Origin of the sequence: Caenimonas sedimenti, assembly GCF_007833165.1 — a bacterium.
In the GTDB taxonomy this organism is placed as follows: Bacteria; Pseudomonadota; Gammaproteobacteria; order Burkholderiales; family Burkholderiaceae_C; genus Ramlibacter; species Ramlibacter sedimenti.
In genome coordinates this window covers 193,389-211,942 of record NZ_VOBQ01000013.1, presented here as the reverse complement: position 1 = coordinate 211,942, position 18,554 = coordinate 193,389, and the positions used below count along the sequence as shown (strand labels likewise).

The following is an 18,554-nucleotide window of genomic DNA, read 5'->3' as shown; positions in this document are numbered from 1 at the left end:
CCTTCGAGCCGCGGCATCGGCCGTCAGCTCATCCATACTGAATGGTAATCCTGCGTCCCCACGAGGCGGCTCGACCCCGCTAGACTGCCGCCATCGCAGGAGCAGTTTGCCTTGACCCCAACCAACGACGCTCCTTACTTCCTGCAGGACGGCGGCGAGCTTGGCGCCCTGATGCGGGCGCACGACTGGAGCACGACGCAAGTCGGGGCCCCTCACACCTGGCCAGCCAGTCTCAGGACTCTCGTTGCCGCGCTGCTGCAATGCCAACTGCCGATGTACATCGCATGGGGCGACGGGCTCACGCAGTTCTACAACGATGCCTATCGACCGATCCTCGGCAACAAGCATCCCGCCGCCCTGGGGCGGCCCACGCCGGAAACCTGGGACGAAATCTGGCCAACCATCGGTCCCATGTGGGCAGGAGTCCTCGACGGAAAGCCGGTCGGCTTCGACGACTTCAAGCTCACGATCGAGCGTTTCGGTTACCCGGAGGATTGCTACTTCAACTTTTCCTACAGCCCGGTCAAGGATGATTCCGGCCGGCCCAGCGGCGTCATGGTGACATTTGCGGAGACAACTGCCCGCGTCCTCAACGAGCGGCGTCTCAGGTTCCTGGACGACCTCTCGCAGTCGCTGCGTGATCTCGAAGACCCTCAGGCGGCGATGCGGGTGACAGCCGAGATGCTCGGCAGGCACCTTGCGGCGAGCCGATGCGCCTATGCGAGCGTTCGCGAAGACGAAGACCGGTTCGACCTGCTTGGAGACTTCGTGGATGGCGTGGCGAGCATCGTTGGCCAGTACCGGTTCGCCGACTTCGGCAGCCGCGTGCTTGAGCTCATGCGCGCCGGCGAGCCGTACGTGAACTTCGATGTGGACACGGACCCCTTGACGGCCGGCACCGACTTGTCTGCGTTCCGGTCGACGCAGATTCGATCGGTCGTCTGCGTGCCCTTGCACAAGCGCGGGCGGCTGGTCGCGGCCATGGCAGTGCACCAGTCCACGCCCCGCCGATGGACCCCGGCGGAAATCGAGCTGGTGCAGACCGTCGTCGCCCGTTGCTGGGAATCGCTGGAGCGGATTCGCGCGGCGTCCGCCAATCGCGAGGAGGCTCGGCTGCTGGAAATCCTGAACCGCACTGGGGACACCTTGACGCGCGAGCTCGACATCCAGACGGTCCTCCAGCGCGTGACGGACGCGGCGACGGAGCTGACAGGCGCGAAGTTCGGCGCCTTCTTCTACAACGGCGTCGCCGAGGACGGCGAGGCGTACGTGCTGTACACCCTGTCCGGCGCGCCGCGTGAAGCCTTCGAACAATTTGGCCATCCTCGGCCGACGCCGATGTTCGCTCCGACCTTCCGCGGCGAACCGCCGGTGCGCATCGACGACGTGCTGCTGGATCCGCGCTATGGCCAATGGGCCCCGCATCACGGAATGCCCCGGAATCACTTGCCCGTCAGGAGTTATCTGGCCGTTCCGGTCATTTCCCGCTCGGGAGAACCCATCGGTGGACTGTTCTTCGGCCATCCGGAGCCCGGTGTCTTCAACAGCCGCAGCGAGCGCCTCACCGTCGGTATCGCGAGTCAGGCGGCCATCGCGATCGACAACGCACGCTTGTACGAGCAGTCGCAGAAGCTCGCCGAGGAGCGGCGCCAATTGCTGGAGAGCGAACGCTCGGCACGGATGGAAGCCGAGCGCGCGAACTCGATGAAGGAGGAGTTTTTGGCGACCCTGTCGCATGAGTTGAGGACGCCGCTGTCAGCCATCACGGGCTGGGTCCACATCCTGCGAGCGAAACTTGGCGCAAGCCAGCCTGAACTGCTGAAGGGAGTGGAAGTCATTGACCGAAGCACGAAGGCTCAGGTGCAGCTGATCGAAGACCTTCTCGACATCAGCCGGATCCGCGCAGGCAAGCTGGTGATCGACCGGCAGCCTGTCTCGCCCGTCGCTTTTGTGCAGGCGGCCATCGACATGATCCGGCCGGCGCTCGCCGCGAAAGAGGTGGAGCTCTCGCAGGACTTTGAAAGCGCGGGCCTCGTGGCCGGGGATGCGTCGCGGCTGCAGCAGGTCGTGTGGAACCTGCTGTCGAACGCATCCAAGTTCACCCCACCCGGGGGGAGGGTCCATGTGCGGGTTCGGCAGGAAGGCGATTGGGCGGTCATTTCGGTCGAGGATTCGGGCGCCGGCATTCGCGCCGAGGTGCTGGAGACCATCTTTGAACGCTTCCGGCAGGGCGACAGTTCCACGACGCGCCGATTCGGCGGACTGGGTCTGGGTCTTTCCATCGTGCGCCATCTCGTCTCCCAGCACGGCGGATCCGTCCGCGCGCACAGTGCCGGGGAAGGCCGGGGCTCCCGCTTCGAGGTTCGCCTGCCGATCCTCGAGAGCATGAGTTCTCCGGTCGCCGGCGAGCCCACGCCGAAAACCGATGACACCAACCTCGCGGGCCTGAAAGTGCTGGTGGTCGAAGATGAAGCCGACTCTCGCGAGTTGCTCGCCCAGGTGCTGCAGGATCACGGCGCCACCGTGCAGACAGCCGACGGCGCACGCCGCGCTCTGGCCATCCTCGCGCAGTTCCAGCCGGCTGTTCTGCTCTCCGACATCGGCATGCCCGAGGTGGATGGCTACCAGTTGATTCGCTCGATCCGCGGCGACAAGCAAAACCCGCTTCGGGCGATTCCAGCCATCGCGATGACCGCCTTCGTGCGACCCGAGGATCGGCAGCGGGCGCACGATGCGGGCTACGACCTCCATCTGGCAAAGCCCCTGAACCCGGCGGAAGTGGTCGCGGCCATCGCCGCCTTGCAGCTCAGCCGGAACGGACAGCTGCCGACCGGGGAAGCATAGGATGTCCGATTCCGGCCCCCCAGATTTACTTGCCGCATGGCCCGGCGCAGGCGTTTCGACGCAGGGTTTCACAGCCAACGATGTCTCGCACGCGCGGCTGCAAGCCGCCCTGACCGCCGGCAGCGCCGCCGCATGGCACAGCAATCTGCAGACCCGGGAGCGGTGGTGGGCCCCGGCGATGTTCGCCCTTCACGGGCTGCGCGAAGGCACGGACGCGCCCGCTGACTACCTTTCCCTGGTTCATCCGCCGGACCGACCCATCGTGCAGCAGGCCTTTGCCACCTCCATCGCGACCGGAAGCCACAAGGTGCAGTACCGCGTTGTCTGGCCTGATGGTTCCGTGCATTGGCTCGAGGGCATCGGACGCACGACATTCGATGCCTCCGGCAAGCCTGCTGAGATCACTGGCGTTTGCACGCTCGTGGACGAACGGAAGCAGGAGGAGGCCGACCTGCGGTTCATGGCCCAGGTCAGCGCGGAGCTGGCTCGTTCCGTCGACTATGAGGAAACCCTGAGACGCGTCGCCGCAATGGCGGTCCCGCACTTCGCCGATTGGTGCGCGGTGGACATGCTGGACGACGCGGGAAACCTTCGTCGGCTCGCCGTTGCCCACATCGATCCGCAGAAGGTGGCGCTGGCGCAGGAGCTTCACCGCCGCTGGCCCCCGGAACGCAACGCTCCCGTCGGCGCCTGGAACGTGGTGCGGACCGGGCGACCCGAACTGCTCGAATCGATCCCCGACGACTTGCTGGAGCTTTCGGCGCGGGACGAAGAGCACTTGCGCAATGCACGCTCGCTGGGCCTGCATTCCTACATGGGCGTTCCGCTGATCGGGGCGCGAGGTGTGCTGGGCGTGGTCACTTTCGTCTCCGCGGAATCTGCCCGCGTCTACTCGCAGCGGGATCTGGAGCTCGCCGGCGACCTGGCGGCGCGCGCCGCCGTGGCCATCCAGAACTCGGAACTCGTCCGCGCGCTGCGTGCTTCCGAGGCGCGTCAGTCATTCTTGCTCAGGCTCACTGACGAGTTGCGGCGCGGGGGATCCACTGACGCGATCCTCGAACAAGTCAGCCGGATGCTCGGGAACCATTTTGGTGTGGGACGCGTCGGCTATGGGCACGTGGACGAGCAACTGGACGTGATCGACTACGACGTCTGCTGGACCGCCAATGGTGTCCCGCCTTTGCTTGGCAGGTTCCCCGCCAGCGCTTTCGGCCCCCAGGTGATCGCGAGGCTGCGGGCGGGCGACACGATCGCCATCGAGAATGTGCGGGAGGATGCCCTGACGAATGAGGCGACGACCGTTCGTACCTCGCACGAAGTGGACACCAGGGCCATCCTTGTCGTTCCGCTCTTCAAGGCCGGCCGCCTGCGCACCATCGTCTACCTGAATCAACGCGAAGCGCGGCGCTGGAGCCCGGTCGAGATCGGCTTGATGAATGAAGTCGCAGAGCGCACCCGCGAATTGATTGAACGCGGTCGCGCTGAAGAGGCGTTGCGAGCGAGCGAATCCCGCTGGCGGGGCTTGTTCGAGCAGATGGCGGAGGGATTCTTCGTCGCGGAGGCCATCCGCGATCCATTGGGCGTCATGCACGATTTCGTTTTCCTCCAGGTCAATCCGGCCTTCGAGCGCCTGACCGGCATCTCACCCGCGGAGGCAGTCGGCAAAACCCTCACGCAAGCCATACCTGGAGCCCCGCGCGACCTGGTCGAAACCTACGCGCGCGTGCTCGCGACTGGCGAGCCGGCAGAGTTCGAGTTGCACGTTCCGGCACTGAACAACCGGTGGTATGAGGCGCGGGCGCAGCGGATCGGCGCAGAGCGGTTTTCCGTTCTGTTCCTTGAAGTGACGGAGCGCAAGCACGCGCAACGGCAACTGGCTCACGCGGCGCAGCGCTATCGCACCTTGTTCCAGTCCATCGACGAGGGCTTCTGCATCCTGGAAGTCCTCTTTGACGGTCAGGGGCGCCCCTGCGACTACCGGTTCATCGAAGCCAACCCGGCGTTTGAGCGGCAGTCCGGCCTCGCCGGGGCCGTGGGCCGCACGATCCGGGAGGTCGTCCCCGACATCGAGGAGGCGTACATCGAAACCTACGCACGCGTGGCGATGACCGGCGAGCCGATCCGCTTTCAAAGCCATTCGAAGTCGATGGGCCGCTGGTTCGACACGTTTGCCCTGCGGATCGGAGACCAGCACCTACAGCAGGTCGCTTTGTTGTTCACGGACATTACCGATCGCAAGCGCGCGCAGGATGCTTTGGCGCAACGGGAGGCCCAATTGCGCGAGGTGGATACCCGCAAGGACGAATTCCTCGCTACCCTGGCGCATGAGCTCCGCAATCCTCTGGCGCCCGTGCGCAATGCCGTCGAAATCCTCAAGCGAGACCCGGAACAACCGGACCGCGTGCGGTGGGCAACCGGACTGCTGGACCGCCAGGCCACGGCTCTCAGCCGCCTGATCGATGACCTGATGGACGTGAGCCGCATCAACCGCGGCCGAATCGAACTCCGCCCGGAGGCGCTGTCCATCCGGGAAGTACTGGCTGACGCGATAGAAAGCGTTCGACCCGCTGCCGACGCGTCGCGACACGAGCTGGTGGCCCACTTGCCAGATGCGAGCTTGACCGTGGAAGCGGATCGCACACGGTTGACGCAGGCGTTTGTCAACCTCTTGAACAACGCCGTGAAGTACACCGAGGATGGCGGCCGGATCGACGTGTCCGTCAAGCGTGAGCAAAATGAGGCACTCGTCCGATTCGCCGACACCGGCATCGGTATCGCCGCCGACCACCTCGAGAAGGTGTTCGAAATGTTCTCCCAGGCAGAATCCGCCTTGTCGCGCTCTCGCGGTGGGCTGGGGATCGGGCTGTCGCTGACCCAGCGGCTGATCCAGATGCATGGTGGCACCATCAGCGCCTCCAGCCCAGGCCCTGGCCAAGGCAGCGAGTTCGAAGTGCGGTTGCCCTTGTCTGCCGGACCCATCCCGCCGGTGCAAGGCCTCGCGGGCGTCCAGCCTCGCCAGCGGACGCTGCGTGTGCTTGTGGCGGATGACAACACCGATGCGGCGTCGACCATGGGCATGCTCCTCGAGATGCTGGGCCATCATGTGAAGCTCGTGTTCGACGGCCGGACGGCGGTCCGGGAAACGCCTGCGTTCGATCCCGAACTGGTCATTCTCGACATCGGCATGCCGCACCTGAACGGCTACGAGGCGGCGCGCCAGATTCGCGCGCAGCCAGGTGGCCCTCAGCGCATGATGGTTGCGCTCACCGGCTGGGGGCAGCAACAGGATTTGCTGCGTTCCCGGGATGCGGGGTTCGACAGGCACGTGGTCAAGCCAATCGAAGTGGATGCGTTGCGAAACCTACTGAGTTCCATCCCGTTGCGCTGACGTTGGCGCGGGCGAAGGCGCATGACCCGGCCAATCTCAGGCTCAAGTGGCGCGTCTAAAATCTCCGCATGTCACGTGCCAGACGCGCGAATCCGATGCAGTACGAAGAAGTGCGCACCGCCGCCGAGACGAGTGGTCCCGAGCGCGAGCAGTGTCTGGGACATCGGGAAATCTGCCGCCGCGCAGACCTCGCCGAAGCCTCCTCGCTCCGCGTCTAAGAAGCTGAAGGCAAAGCCGTAGCACGAGGAAACGCCCGCGAGTACGCCGCCGAACAGCGCTCTCTCCTTGCAATCAAAGCCCACGTTGAATGGCAAGTGCGTCCGTAGGGACCTCGGCCTGGGAACAGGCCCCCATTCCGCTCGTTCATGGCACAGTATTGCAATGTCGCTCGAACTCAATTGGGAACACCATGACACGCACGCCGTCGTGCGTCTGGTTGGCACTCCTCAGCTCGGCCATGTTTTGTCTGCGCTTGAGGTGATTGCGATCGAATGCGCAGGAATCCAGAAACTTCTCGTTGATCTGCGGGGCATCAGCACACTGCAGAGCTTTACTGATCAGTTTGCTTTGGGCCAGGCCGCGGCGACGAAGCTGAACCATCTCCATCGGATCGCGTCGGTCGTCCCCGTCGGCCGCAAGACCAGAAATAGCGAACGGCCCGCCAGGGAGGGCGGGCTTGATCTGCGTGTCTTCGAGTCGGAAGAGCAGGCGTTGTCTTGGCTCCTCGTGAAAGTACCCAGCCCGGAGAGCTAAATTTTAGTGCATCCCATTGCGACCCATTGCTGCAAAGCGGTGCGTCGGTATCGGCGACGCACCCGCAGACCGGGAAACGCCGAGCCCTTCAGCCAGATGAAGGGGTAAGAATTCGCAAATGAGCGTCGCACCGCACTGGCTGAGGTCAGACTGATTCAGTCAAGAACGGTCTTGATTGTGCTCGTTGCGCCAGACTTTAGAATGAGTCGCACAAGCCACGGATGACTGACTCGTGGTCCCTTGCTCGAGGCGTGCGGCACCCGATGCAATTCAGCTCCGGAACCCCAGTTGACACTCCCGCTGCATTCCATTGGTCGCCTGCTGGCGGTCATCATATCCGCCACGCTCCTGCCGTCCGCCATCCTGGCGTTCGGCTTGGTCTGGTACGGCTATGAGCAATCCGTGGAGCGGACGGAAAGGTCCACCGTCGCGGCCGTCCGGGCCCTGAGCTCTGGTGTCGACGAACGCCTCTTGCAATCCAAATTCGCACTCGACGCGCTCAGTACTTCGCCCGCCTTGGCCAACCAGGACTGGGTGACGTTTCATGCCCAGTCGCTGGAATTTCTCCGCAAGAATCCCATTGCCGTCAATATTCTGGTGTTCGACGGTGCCGAAGGCGCTCAAGTCCTGAACACCCTGAGGCCGCCCGGCACTGAACTTCCTCCAGCAGCAGTTCGGGGCCGTCGCGAGATGGACGCGTTTGCCCTTGGTGCTGACTGGGTCACAAGTGTGCCGGGTGGACGGTCTCGGTTCTCGACCGATCCGGAACGATTCTGGCTCGTCAACCTCGCCGCGATGAGTTCATCGGCCAGCCAGCTACGGATGATCTGCGTCGAGCTATTGCGACCAAGCCGGAAGGCTCGCTGCGTGGGACCACGAAGGATGGGACGATCGTTCGTGCCTTCTACGCCACGTCGGTTCGCTCTCGGTTCGTGGTTGCCGTTGGAATACCCGACGAGGAGTTCATCGGTGCCGCCAGAAGAGCGAGCGCCATCGTCGCCGCTGTACTGGCTTGCGTCCTGGCAGTGGCCCTCTTTGTGGTAACCCGTCTCAGCCGAAGAATTTCTGGCAGCCTGAGCGATCTAGCGGGTTCGGCGATCAAAGTCGGGCGCGGGCATGATCCTTGACGCGAAAAAAATGGTGTTCAAGGAAGCCGCCCAGGTCCGGCTTGGACTGAATCTTGTGTCCGCCGAACTGCAGCAAGCACAGGCCGATCTGGAATCTGCCGTGGAGGAACTGTCAAATCGCAAGGCAGTGGAGCTGGCTGGCGTCATCGAAGCGACGGCGCAGGCAATGCTGATCGTTGATGGCGATCTGCTGGTGCGGGCAGCCAACGCGCAATGCCACAGGATCCTTGGCTACTCCGATGGGGCCTTGATCGGCCGCGCGTTCCGGGAATTGGTAGAACTGCAAGGCGAGGAGCGGGATGGCTCAGGCCAGGACGCGACCGGCACGCGAGCAGACGGCGAGCGCATCTTGTTGCGCGTCCGTACCAGCATTTTCGGCTTCGGAAGCGCGCGCTTCATGGCCGCCACTCTCGAGAACCGCAGTTGAAACGTGAACCGAGTCGGGCGTGGCGCCCGGCGAATACTCTCGGGTTGCCTCGGTGATCCCGAACAGTCTGGGCGAGCCGATTTGCGAGCCCGGCCCCTACTGCTCGCCCTTCGGCAGCATGTTCAACGGGATGCGCAGGTAGGCCACCCCGTTTGCGTCCTTGGGGGGCAATTGGCCGGCGCGGACGTTCACCTGCATCGAAGGAAGAATGAGCATCGGCACTTCGAGCGTCGCATCCCGAGCCTTCCGCATGGCCACGAACTCGTCCTCGGTGGTGCCATCCCGGACGTGGATGTTGGCAGCCCGCTGCTCCGCGACCGTCGTCTCCCACCGCACTTCCCGCCCCTTGGGCGGGTAGTCATGGCACACGAACACCCGGGTGTCGGCTGGCAGGTCGAGCAATCTCCGGATCGACCAATACAGCGCGTGAGCATCTCCACCGGGGAAGTCGGCGCGCGCCGTTCCAACGTCGGGCATGAACAGGGTGTCGCCGACGAAGACGGCACCGTCCACGAGGTAAGCCAGGTCTGCCGGCGTGTGGCCGGGCACGAGGATGGCTGTCGCTTCCACTTCTCCAATCTTGAAGACTTCCCCGTCCTTGAACAGGTGGTCGAACTGGCTCCCGTCCGGCAGGAACGAACGCTCGAGGTTGTAGAGCTTCTTGAACGTGGCCTGCACCTCGCGGATTCGCTCTCCGATGGCGATTTTCCCGCCGGCCCGCTCCTGGATGTACCGAGCGCCCGAGAGGTGGTCTGCATGTGCATGGGTCTCCAGGATCCATTGAACGGTCATCCCCTGCGCTTGAACATGGGTCAGCACTGCGTCGGCTGACCGCGTGTCCGTGTGCCCGGACTTGAAGTCGTAGTCGAGCACGGGGTCGATGACCGCCGCCTGCCTGGTTGCGGCATCCGCAATCACATACGAGATGGTCCAGGTCTTCGGATCAAAGAAGGGTTGGATGGTGGTACGGCCCATGAAACGCTCATTCGGTATATTGACTTTGATTATATAGTTTGATATACTGATGTCAAGATACCGAGCGAACCATGGCCCCAAAAACTCTCGTCATCCATCCGGAAATCCTGCGCACTGCAGCAGGCAAGGCAGTTGCCGCCTTGAAGGTTCTTGCGAACGAACAGCGGTTGCTCCTGCTGTGCCAACTCTCTCAAGGCGAGATGTGCGTCAGCGAGCTGGAGGAGGCTCTGGACATCCACCAGCCGACCTTGTCTCAGCAGCTTGGCGTCTTGCGGACCGAAGGCGTTGTGGATACGCGCCGCGAAGGCAAGAACATCTACTACCGCGTCACTGACCCGGCGCTGCTCGAAATCCTGGCGGTGCTGTACCGCCTCTACTGTCCCAAGGACTGACGATGACCATTGACTGGAACGCTTTCACCCCCTGGTCGTCCCTGGCCGGCGGCGTGCTCATCGGAATCGCTGCCGCGATGTTCGCTTTGTTGAATGGGCGCATCGCCGGCATCAGTGGTGTCCTTGGCGGACTCGTCAAGCCCATCAAGGGAGATGTCGCTTGGCGAGCGGCATTCATCCTGGGCCTGATCGTGGCGCCTTCGGCCTATGCACTGTTCTCGGATTTGCCGCGCCCTCAGATTGACGCCGGGACGGGCGCTCTCGTCCTGGCAGGCCTCCTCGTCGGCATCGGCACTCGCTACGGCTCGGGCTGCACCAGCGGCCACGGGGTGTGCGGCCTGTCCCGGTTCTCCCCGCGTTCCCTCGCGGCCACGCTCGCCTTCATGGGCGCGGGCTTCGTGACCGTGTACGTCACCCGGCACCTCTTCGGAATCTGAAGTCAAACACATGTACATCTTTACCTCTCTTCTTGCCGGTCTCGTGTTCGGCGTTGGGCTCATCGTGTCCGGCATGGCCAACCCTGCCAAGGTGCTTGGATTCCTGGACTTGGCCGGTCGTTGGGACCCGTCGCTGGCTCTCGTCATGGCCGGAGCCATCAGCGTTGGCCTCATTTCCTTTGCCGTCGCCAAGCGCAGGACGCAGTCCTTCCTGGGCACTGAGATGAAGCTCCCCAAATCACGTGACATCGACCGGCGCCTGGTCGGGGGCGGTCTGCTGTTCGGAATCGGCTGGGGCGTGGCCGGCTTCTGTCCTGGGCCTGCGGTAGTGGCACTAGGCATGGGCGAGGCCAAGGCCGTCGTGTTCGTCGTGGCCATGCTCGTAGGCATGGGCATCTTCGAACTGCTGGAGCGCAAGCCGGCGCGTCAAGCCTCGGCGGCATAGGCCATGGACGTGGCACTGAGTTGGTGGGCCGCCTTCGCGACCGCCGCCGTTCTTGTCGGCTACGAGGTCTCGCTTGCGCTTGCCCAGCGCCGGCGTCCCGACCGCATGGCGCGCACCGCGCACGCGAACCTCCGTGAGGACTGGTTCGTCGCCGTCTCGAATCAAAAGGGGTCAGAAATCCTAGCGGTTCAGACCCTGCGCAACGCTGTGATGTCCGCCTCTATCACCGCGTCCACCGCGGCGCTGGGGTTGATGGGAACCGTGACGCTGGCGGTCCCGTCACTTCATGCGGAAATAAGCGCGGCGCCGCTCCCGAACTTCACGCCGCGACTTGCCATGGAGCTTGCGCTGCTCGCGCTCCTCTTCGCGTCGCTTGTGACGTCAGTTATGGCGGTGCGCTACTACAGCCACGCCGGCTTCGTCGGCGGCATGCCGGTGGACTCCGAAGCCAGGAAGCAGTGGACGTCCGCGGGAACGCTGTACGTCCGCAAGGCCGGCGTCCTCTACAGCTGGGGGCTTCGCCAGCTCGTGCTGGTAGCACCCGTGGTCGCCTTCATTCTTCACCCAGCCGCAGGCCCGGTCGCCGCGGCGCTTGTGGCCACCGTTTTGTTTGGCTTTGACCGATTTCAGCCGGGGCGGCTGATTTCTCCGAATTGAGAGCAGGAAGGAATCACCATGGCTTTGGTTCTTGAGCAGATGCTGACGAAGGAGCTGGGCGATGCCAGCTACCTGATTGGGGATGACTCCGCCCGCATCGCGGCAGTGGTGGACCCCCAAGTAGACGTCGAGCAGTACCTTGAGCTCGCACGCAAACATGGCTTGGCCATCAAGTACGTCGTCCAGACGCACATCCATGAGGACTTCGTAAGCGGCGCCTGCGCCCTCGCTGCAGCGGCCGGCAGTGCGCAGGTGTGCGTCAGCGGTCACGATGCGCCCACGTACGGGTTCGAACACCGCTTGGTGCATGACGGGGACGTGCTGGAGCTCGGTTCGGTACAGCTGACGGTGAAGCACACGCCTGGCCACACACCCGAGCACATCTCGCTCCTGGTGGCCAAGACCAGCAAGAAGGACGCGCCCTTCGCCGTGTTGTCTGGCGGTTCCCTGCTGGTCGAGACCGCCGGACGCACCGACCTCCTTGGGCCGGAGCACACGGAGGTGCTGACGTCCGCACAGTTCAACACTTTGTATGAGTTCTTCCGTGGACTGGACGAAGGCGTGCTGGTGTATCCCACACATGTGCATGGCTCGCCATGTGGCGCAGCCATCGGAGACAAGCTGCTCTCGACCATCGGCTACGAATTCCTGCACAACGAGTTGCTGCGGCAGCCCAATGAGGCGAAGTTCCGGGAACGGGCGCTGGGAAACCTGCCGCCGAAACCGAGCTACTACCCGCGGCTGAAAGACGTCAACACGGACGCGCCGCCACGCCCTGCTGATGTCGCTGCGGTTCCTGCTTTGCCACCGAAAGAGTTCAAGAGTTTGCTCGGCGAGCCGGATGTCGTCGTGGTCGACACGCGCCACATGCTCGCCTTTGGAGGCGGCCACATCGCCGGCGCACTCAACTTTGGCGCGACTGGGCACCTGTCGATTCAGGCCGGCTGGATGATCGACCCTGAAAAGAGACTCCTTCTGGTGTTGGAGAGCGACAGTCAGTTGTCCCTGGTCTTGAAGCACTTGGCGCGCACTGGGTTCACTCGGTTCGCCGGATACCTCGCGGGCGGATTATCGGCCTGGGAGAACGCGGGCTATGGCATCGTGCAGTTGCCTCAAATGCATGTCACGGAACTGGCGGCGCTCTCGTCCCGTCCTGATGGCCCTGTCATCGTGGACGTCCGCGCTCCGGAGGAATGGGCGAGGGGCCATGTGCCAGGCGCACGCCACATTTTCCTGCCCGAGCTTCCGGCCAAGCTCTCAGACCTGAGGAAGAACAAGCCGGTGGTCGTCTACTGCGACAGCGGTTATCGCGCTTCGATTGCGGCCAGCATTCTGAAATCCAACGAGTTTGAAGTCTCAAATGTGCCTGGTAGCTGGCAGGCTTGGACAAAAAACGCGCTTCCCGTTGAGAAAAATGCTTAGTACAGTTGATGTTCACGTTGAGCCGAAAGTGGGCGCAGATTTCTGTTTGCTCTCTTAAATCTCAAGGTGGTTCCTTCCGCGACAGGGGCTGAGTCCTCTGCTGAGTCACAGAGCGCCTGGACCCTATACACAGCTTCGGGACGCGCCCAAAGGCTCTCCCAACAAAGCATCGTCTGAAAGCACCAACCCCGATGCTCACCGCTATTCATCGTCAGGCTCCAGCCAAGCACTGTCCCATTGCGGAGTCCAAGGCGTCAGAGCTAAGTTGACGGTATGAACTCAGCCCGTTGGGCAACAATGGCAAAGAGACCATTGATGTCCACTGGCTTGACCAAGTGCGCAGAAAAACCGCACTCCGAGAAGCGCTCCGTGTACTGCAACTGACCATAGGCTGTCACGGCGGCCATCACCAGACGCTCTTGACTGGGCATGTCGCCCAGCCGGCGCCCCAATTCAAACCCGTCCATGACCGGCAAGCCGATGTCAAGGAAAGCGACGTCCGGTTGGAATGAAGCCGCCTTCCCGAGCGCTTCCGGTCCATCGTGGGCCACCTCGACCTCGTGTCCATGCGAAGTGATGAGTTCCGCGTGTTCGGGCGGCATCCGCGAGGACGCGCGCTGTGGTACTTGCGAACCCGTCGACCATCGATCGGGGTGAGGCTGCGAACGCCGGTTCGACCGTCGGCAGCCTCACGACGAACTGGGCACCCTTTGCATCGCTGCCGCTTCGAACCTCCACCGATTCGCCGTGCAGGTCGATTAAACGAGCGTGAGTCCGTTGCGGCGAACCAGGTCGCTCCAATAGTTCCGGTCTCGCCCCAGCCGTGCTGCGAATTCGGTCGGGCTTCCACCGAGGATTCGGTACCCGAATTCGCGGATGCGGCGAGCGACGTCTTCCTGCACAAGCACGCGATTCACATCCTGGTTGATGCGCTCGATCGTGGTGGCCGGCGTGCCTGCAGGCGCAAAGAGACCAAACCACCCATGAATCTCGAAGTCTGCGATCCCACGTTCTACCATCGTCGGAATGGTAGGCGCGGATGGCCAGCGCCAACGTGTGGATACCCCAAGCAGATGCACTTTGGAAGCGCTTGCGTGCGCCGAGAAGTCGGATCCGAAGTAGATTTCCACATCGTTCTGCAAAAGCGCCCGCAGCGCCTGCGCGGCCCCTGCATAGTGGACTGGCACGATGTCCACCCCAGCGCGGATTCGGAATAGCTCCCCCGCCAGGTGTTGAGGCGAACCAGGCCCCGCAGTAGCGAACCGAACCTCGCCCGGCTTGGCGCGGGCGTAGGCGACGAGGTCCTCAAACGTTTGATAGGGTTGCTGTGCGCTCACTGCCAGGAACACCGGCCCTTCAATCAGGGGAACTACCGGCGTGAGGTCGTTGAAGGGATCGAAGCCCATGAGCGGAAACAGCACGACATTGGATCCGTGGGTTGCGCTGGTCCCCTGCAGCAGCGTATGCCCATCGGGCGGGGCGCTCGCCGCGAACTCGCTGCCCGTGTTTCCATTGACGCCAGGCCGGTTGTCGATGGTGACAGGCTGATTCCACAACGATGAGAGGCCCTGCGCGACGATCCGACCGATGGCATCTGGCGGGCCGCCCGGACGAAACGGGACAACATACCGGACTGGGCGATCTGGAAATCCGTCAGACATTGGCGATTTGCAGGTCAGTCAGGTCGGATGCCGCGCTCGCGAATGACCTGACCCCATTTCTCGTATTCGCTCCTGACGAACGTGGCGAAGTTGGCCGGCGAGCTACCGATCGTCCGAAACCCGAGATCTGAATTCCTTTGAGTGAATTCGCGGTCGCGCAGGGCGCGGGTGAGATGCTCGGCCAAGCGGCTCACGACGGGAGCGGGCGTTGCTCGCGGAGCGAACATGCCTTGCCAGCCATCGGTATCGAATCCCGAGATCGATGTCGCGATGGTCTGCACGCCGGGTAAGGCGTCTGATGGGTACAAGCCGCCGAGGGCGATCGGCTTTAGCCTGCCGGCACGGATGTGCGGCAGCGCGGCAAAGGTGGTCTCAAACGCCATGTCCAACCGGCCGGTGAGCAGCTCCTGCAGAGCCGGTCCAGCGCCACGGAACGGGACGTGGACAATGAAGAGCCCCGCATGTCCCTTGAGCAGTTCCATGGCCAAGTGCGGGCCAGACCCACTGCCGAAGCTGGCATAGCTGTATCTGCCGGGGGATCGCTTGACAACCGCGACGAAGCTTTGAAGGTCACTTGCCGGAAATGTGGGGTGGGCCACCAGGACGTAGGATCCGGCCACCGTCTGCGTGATCGGCGCCAGCTCCGCCAGTACATTGTGCCGCGCGGCTGCCAAGTGGGGCTGGATGACGATGGAGGAGACATGGCTCAGGAGCGTATAGCCGTCCGCCGGTGAATTCACAACAGCGTCCACGCCAATCGTTCCGGACGCACCAGGACGGTTGTCGACAAGACAGGCGACTCCCAGCGACACCTGCAGGCGGCTCGCAAGCTCACGCGCAACGGTGTCGGCCGCGCCGCCGGGCGGAAAGGGAACCACGAACTTGATAGGCCGATTCGGCCAATCCTGGGCCAAGGATGCGGGCGGCACGACAGTAGCGCAGCCTGCGGCAAGAAATTTGCGCCGATCCATGGAAGTAGCGAAGCCAGTCGAAAGATTTCCTGAGTCTCCATTGTGAGTCATTCGCGTGCCGCTTGCGGCGCGCCTCAGCCGCCACCCATGTCAGTCCAGTAGTCCAATTGGAGAATCAAACTTTTCGGGAGCGGAGGCCGTTGCAGGCCACCGCCTATGACGTCAGCCAATTCCTACACGGCGTCGGAACGCTCTGACCGACACTATTCGCCTTCCGTCTCTTTTCTTGCCGCCACGCCATGACCCAGACCCATATCGCCATCACCGATCAACGCGACAGCGCTCGTGCCGGCAGCCAACTCGGAGCCGAAATCCGCACCGCCTTCGGTGGTTCCCCGGCGGATGCGATCGTGGTTTTCGCGTCGGCCCAGCACGACTACCCTAACCTGCTCAAGGCGCTCGCTGAAGCCGCCGGCACGACAGTGATTGCCGGCGCGTCGTCGGCCGGCGAGTTCACGAACCAGTCGCGCGGAGAAGGCCAGGTATCTGCATTGGGCATCCGCTCGCCCAACATCAAATTCGCTGTGGGCCTCGGGCAGGGCGTGAGCAGTGACGCGAAGGGAGCCGCGCACCAGCTGGTGGAGGCTTTCCGCGGGACTGCCAAACCTGCGCTGCCCCACCGCAGCGCCCTCGTCATGACCGACGCGCTGGCCGGACATACCGATGCGTTGGTCGAAGAACTGACGCTCGCCACCGGCGGCAACTACCGGTTCTTCGGCGGCGGAGCGGGCGACGACGGACGCTTCGACACGACGCACGTGTTCGCAGGCACGCAGGCTTACAACAATGCCGTCTCTGCGCTGGAGATTCTTTCGAGCAAGCCGGTTGGCGTCGGCGTCGCGCATGGTTGGGAGCCCGCGGGACCGGCATTGCGCGTGACCGAAGCTGTGGGCACGCGCCTCATCGGCATCAACGGGGTCCCGGCGGTCGAGGCGCTGCGCGAGCACGCACAGCGAAGCGGACAAACGTTCGATGAGCAGGACCCGATGCCATTCTTCCTGCACAACGTGCTGGGAATTCGCGCCGATGAGGGCTATCGCCTCCGAGTGCCGCTGGCGATCGGCGAAAGCGGCGCGATCCTGTGTGCCGCGGCGGTGCCCGAAGGCTCCGTGATCCACGTGATGAAGACCACGGCTGATTCCGCCGTGCAAGCAGCGCGCACGGCCACGTCGGCGGCATTGAGCGCGCTTGCCGGAGAAAAGCCGGCCGCAGCCTTCGTCTTCGACTGCGTGGCCACGCGGCTGCGCCTCGGCCGGGCCTTCGAGGACGAATTGCATGCCTGCGCGAGCCTGCTGGCACCCGCGGCCTTCGTCGGTTGCAACACCTACGGCCAGATCGCGCGCGCCGAGGGGCAGTTCGGCGGCTTCCACAACTGCACGGCAGTGGTTTGTGTGCTTCCGGCGTGAGCATGGCGGCCGGCCCTCTCCGGTCTCTGATTGACGCGCTCAGCGACGAGGCACGGCGGGCCGAGGCTGCCGGCGAGCTGGCCAGGGCACTCGGTGCCGCCTACCTGCTCGTGTACGTTGAGGACAAGGAACTCCGGTTGCTGTTGCCCGCACCCGGCATGCCCAAGACGCTGAGCGCCGGCCCGCGCTGGCGCGCGTTCCTTGCGGATTGCCGTGAACCAGGCGATCACGCCGCTGCGGTTGACATCGAAGGACAAGAATTCGTCGCGCATGCGCGCGTGACGGAGCATTGCGCCCTCGTTCTGGTGGGAGACAAGAAGATCGCCTTTCCAGAGGATTTCGAGGTGGCCCTGCCGCTGCTTTGCGCTGTGCTGCGAGCGCAGCAGGCCATGGCGATCGAGCGGGCCGAGGCGTCGGATGCGCGCGCAGCGGCGGCGAAGGCACACCAGCTCGCCAAGGCCCTTGACGCCGCGCGAGGCGCTGCGGCCGAATTGAATCACCAGCTGCGCTCCGAGCACCAGCGCAAGGACGAATTCCTGGCGATGCTGGCACACGAACTGCGCAACCCACTGGCGCCAATGACAAGCGCCATCGAGATCATCCGCCGGGCACCGGAGCGGGATGCCGTGCTCCTGGATCGGCAACTGGCCGTCATGACCCGGCAGCTTCACCAGCTCACGCACTTGGTGGATGACCTGCTGGACGTCTCCCGCGTCAGCCGCGGCTTGATCGAGCTGCGCCTCGAAGTGCTGCGGCTGGACGACCTGCTCGCCGCCTCGCTCGACGCGAGCCGGCCGCTTGTTGAAAGCCGCGGCCACCGGGTGCGCGTCGTCGAAGCCCCGGCCCCCTTGCACGTGCACGGCGACCGTGTGCGCCTCACGCAGGTATTCTCGAACCTGCTCAACAACGCTGCGAAGTACACGCCGCCGGGCGGTGAGATCGAGCTGGCGGTTTTGCAAGACGGGGCTCAGGCTTGCATCCGCATCAGCGACACCGGCGTCGGCATTCCGAAGGAGATGCTCGGCAGCATCTTCGAGATGTTCACGCAGGTACCGGGTTCCCTGGACCGCGCACCGGGCGGCTTGGGCATCGGCCTAACGCTGGTGCGGATGCTGGTCGACTCGCATGGCGGCTCCGTTCGCGCGGAAAGCGCGGGCCCGAACCAGGGAAGCACTTTTCACGTCCTGCTTCCGCTGATACCAGCCCCGGTGGACGACGCCCCGAAAGACGCAGCAGGCAAATCCGGCCAGCTTCACGCCAGGGTGATGGTGGTCGACGATAACGTCGACGCCGCCCAGTCGCTGGCCGAGATCCTGCGGCTCATGGGCGCCGACGTGTCGGTCGCGCATGACGGAGCCCATGCGCTCGAACTTGCACAAGCCTTGGGCCAGCCGGATATCGTCCTGCTCGACATCGGCTTGCCTGGTATGGATGGCTACGCCACGGCCCGGGAATGGCGTAGGCGGTTCGGCGAGTCGACGAATTTGCATGCGCTGACCGGCTACGGCACCCCCGAAGACAAGCGCCGCACCGCGCAGGCAGGCTTCAACGGCCACCTGGTCAAGCCTGTTTCCTTCGAGCAGTTGCAGGAGCTGCTGGCCAGCGCCGGCGTCGCGGTTCAGCAGTGAGGACAACTGATACGGGCGAGC

Annotated in this window: 17 protein-coding genes; 12 read left to right on the top strand and 5 right to left on the bottom strand. The window is 63.9% G+C overall.

Annotated features, from left to right (window positions below):
* Positions 1-111: 111 nt before the first annotated feature.
* Together FN976_RS17280 and FN976_RS17275 are read left to right on the top strand one after the other, a co-directional pair.
* Positions 112-2,844: a GAF domain-containing protein gene (locus FN976_RS17280; RefSeq protein ID WP_145894284.1), complete on the top strand. Its 2,733-nt coding sequence runs from the start codon at positions 112-114 to the stop codon at positions 2,842-2,844.
* A gap of 1 nt (position 2,845) precedes the next feature.
* Complete coding sequence (locus FN976_RS17275; RefSeq protein WP_145894283.1) at positions 2,846-6,232, top strand: ATP-binding protein; 3,387 nt, start codon at positions 2,846-2,848, stop codon at positions 6,230-6,232.
* Between the two features lie 71 nt (positions 6,233-6,303).
* On the opposite strand, the gene FN976_RS17270 is transcribed toward FN976_RS17275, so the two are convergent.
* On the bottom strand, positions 6,304-6,546 hold the full coding sequence (locus FN976_RS17270) for a hypothetical protein (protein WP_145894282.1): 243 nt from the start codon (positions 6,544-6,546) through the stop codon (positions 6,304-6,306).
* Positions 6,547-6,613: 67 nt separating this feature from the next.
* Here FN976_RS17270 and FN976_RS17265 point away from each other — a divergent pair, with 67 nt between their 5' ends.
* The 3 genes from FN976_RS17265 to FN976_RS17255 all read left to right on the top strand — a co-directional run bounded on the left by FN976_RS17265 (position 6,614) and on the right by FN976_RS17255 (position 8,539).
* Positions 6,614-6,985 carry a hypothetical protein gene (locus FN976_RS17265; RefSeq protein WP_145894281.1) on the top strand — a complete coding sequence of 124 codons (372 nt, stop codon included), beginning with the start codon at positions 6,614-6,616 and terminating at the stop codon, positions 6,983-6,985.
* A 288-nt stretch (positions 6,986-7,273) separates the two neighbouring features.
* Entirely contained in the window at positions 7,274-8,029 is a 756-nt protein-coding gene (locus FN976_RS17260; protein ID WP_145894280.1) for a hypothetical protein, read from the top strand.
* A 72-nt stretch (positions 8,030-8,101) separates the two neighbouring features.
* Positions 8,102-8,539: a PAS domain-containing protein gene (locus FN976_RS17255; RefSeq protein ID WP_145894279.1), complete on the top strand. Its 438-nt coding sequence runs from the start codon at positions 8,102-8,104 to the stop codon at positions 8,537-8,539.
* A 96-nt stretch (positions 8,540-8,635) separates the two neighbouring features.
* Here FN976_RS17255 and FN976_RS17250 read toward each other — a convergent pair whose 3' ends face one another.
* Positions 8,636-9,514, bottom strand: coding sequence for an MBL fold metallo-hydrolase (locus FN976_RS17250; RefSeq protein ID WP_145894278.1), 879 nt, complete (start codon positions 9,512-9,514; stop codon positions 8,636-8,638).
* 71 nt (positions 9,515-9,585) lie between these two features.
* On the opposite strand from FN976_RS17250, the gene FN976_RS17245 reads away from it, so the two are divergent.
* Genes FN976_RS17245 through FN976_RS17225 form a run of 5 tightly spaced genes read left to right on the top strand, consistent with a single transcriptional unit; the run spans position 9,586 to position 12,867 of the window.
* Positions 9,586-9,906 (top strand): ArsR/SmtB family transcription factor, encoded by a 321-nt coding sequence (locus FN976_RS17245; RefSeq protein ID WP_145894277.1) that lies wholly within the window; start codon positions 9,586-9,588, stop codon positions 9,904-9,906.
* 2 nt (positions 9,907-9,908) lie between these two features.
* Positions 9,909-10,343 (top strand): YeeE/YedE family protein, encoded by a 435-nt coding sequence (locus FN976_RS17240; protein ID WP_145894276.1) that lies wholly within the window; start codon positions 9,909-9,911, stop codon positions 10,341-10,343.
* A gap of 10 nt (positions 10,344-10,353) precedes the next feature.
* Positions 10,354-10,788 (top strand): YeeE/YedE family protein, encoded by a 435-nt coding sequence (locus FN976_RS17235; protein ID WP_145894275.1) that lies wholly within the window; start codon positions 10,354-10,356, stop codon positions 10,786-10,788.
* Positions 10,789-10,791: 3 nt separating this feature from the next.
* Entirely contained in the window at positions 10,792-11,445 is a 654-nt protein-coding gene (locus FN976_RS17230) for a DUF599 domain-containing protein (RefSeq protein ID WP_145894274.1), read from the top strand.
* Positions 11,446-11,463: 18 nt separating this feature from the next.
* A complete protein-coding gene (locus FN976_RS17225) occupies positions 11,464-12,867 on the top strand; it encodes an MBL fold metallo-hydrolase (RefSeq protein ID WP_145894273.1) in 1,404 nt (467 codons plus the stop codon).
* Positions 12,868-13,127: 260 nt separating this feature from the next.
* On the opposite strand, the gene FN976_RS17220 is transcribed toward FN976_RS17225, so the two are convergent.
* The 3 genes from FN976_RS17220 to FN976_RS17210 all read right to left on the bottom strand — a co-directional run bounded on the left by FN976_RS17220 (position 13,128) and on the right by FN976_RS17210 (position 15,499).
* Entirely contained in the window at positions 13,128-13,469 is a 342-nt protein-coding gene (locus FN976_RS17220; protein ID WP_145894272.1) for a response regulator, read from the bottom strand.
* A gap of 156 nt (positions 13,470-13,625) precedes the next feature.
* Complete coding sequence (locus FN976_RS17215) at positions 13,626-14,528, bottom strand: Bug family tripartite tricarboxylate transporter substrate binding protein (protein WP_145894271.1); 903 nt, start codon at positions 14,526-14,528, stop codon at positions 13,626-13,628.
* Between the two features lie 14 nt (positions 14,529-14,542).
* A complete protein-coding gene (locus FN976_RS17210; RefSeq protein ID WP_186510936.1) occupies positions 14,543-15,499 on the bottom strand; it encodes a Bug family tripartite tricarboxylate transporter substrate binding protein in 957 nt (318 codons plus the stop codon).
* Positions 15,500-15,738: 239 nt separating this feature from the next.
* On the opposite strand from FN976_RS17210, the gene FN976_RS17205 reads away from it, so the two are divergent.
* Entirely contained in the window at positions 15,739-16,905 is a 1,167-nt protein-coding gene (locus FN976_RS17205) for an FIST signal transduction protein (RefSeq protein ID WP_145894269.1), read from the top strand.
* A gap of 2 nt (positions 16,906-16,907) precedes the next feature.
* A complete protein-coding gene (locus FN976_RS17200) occupies positions 16,908-18,533 on the top strand; it encodes a hybrid sensor histidine kinase/response regulator (RefSeq protein WP_222432834.1) in 1,626 nt (541 codons plus the stop codon).
* The last annotated feature ends 21 nt before the right edge of the window (positions 18,534-18,554 follow it).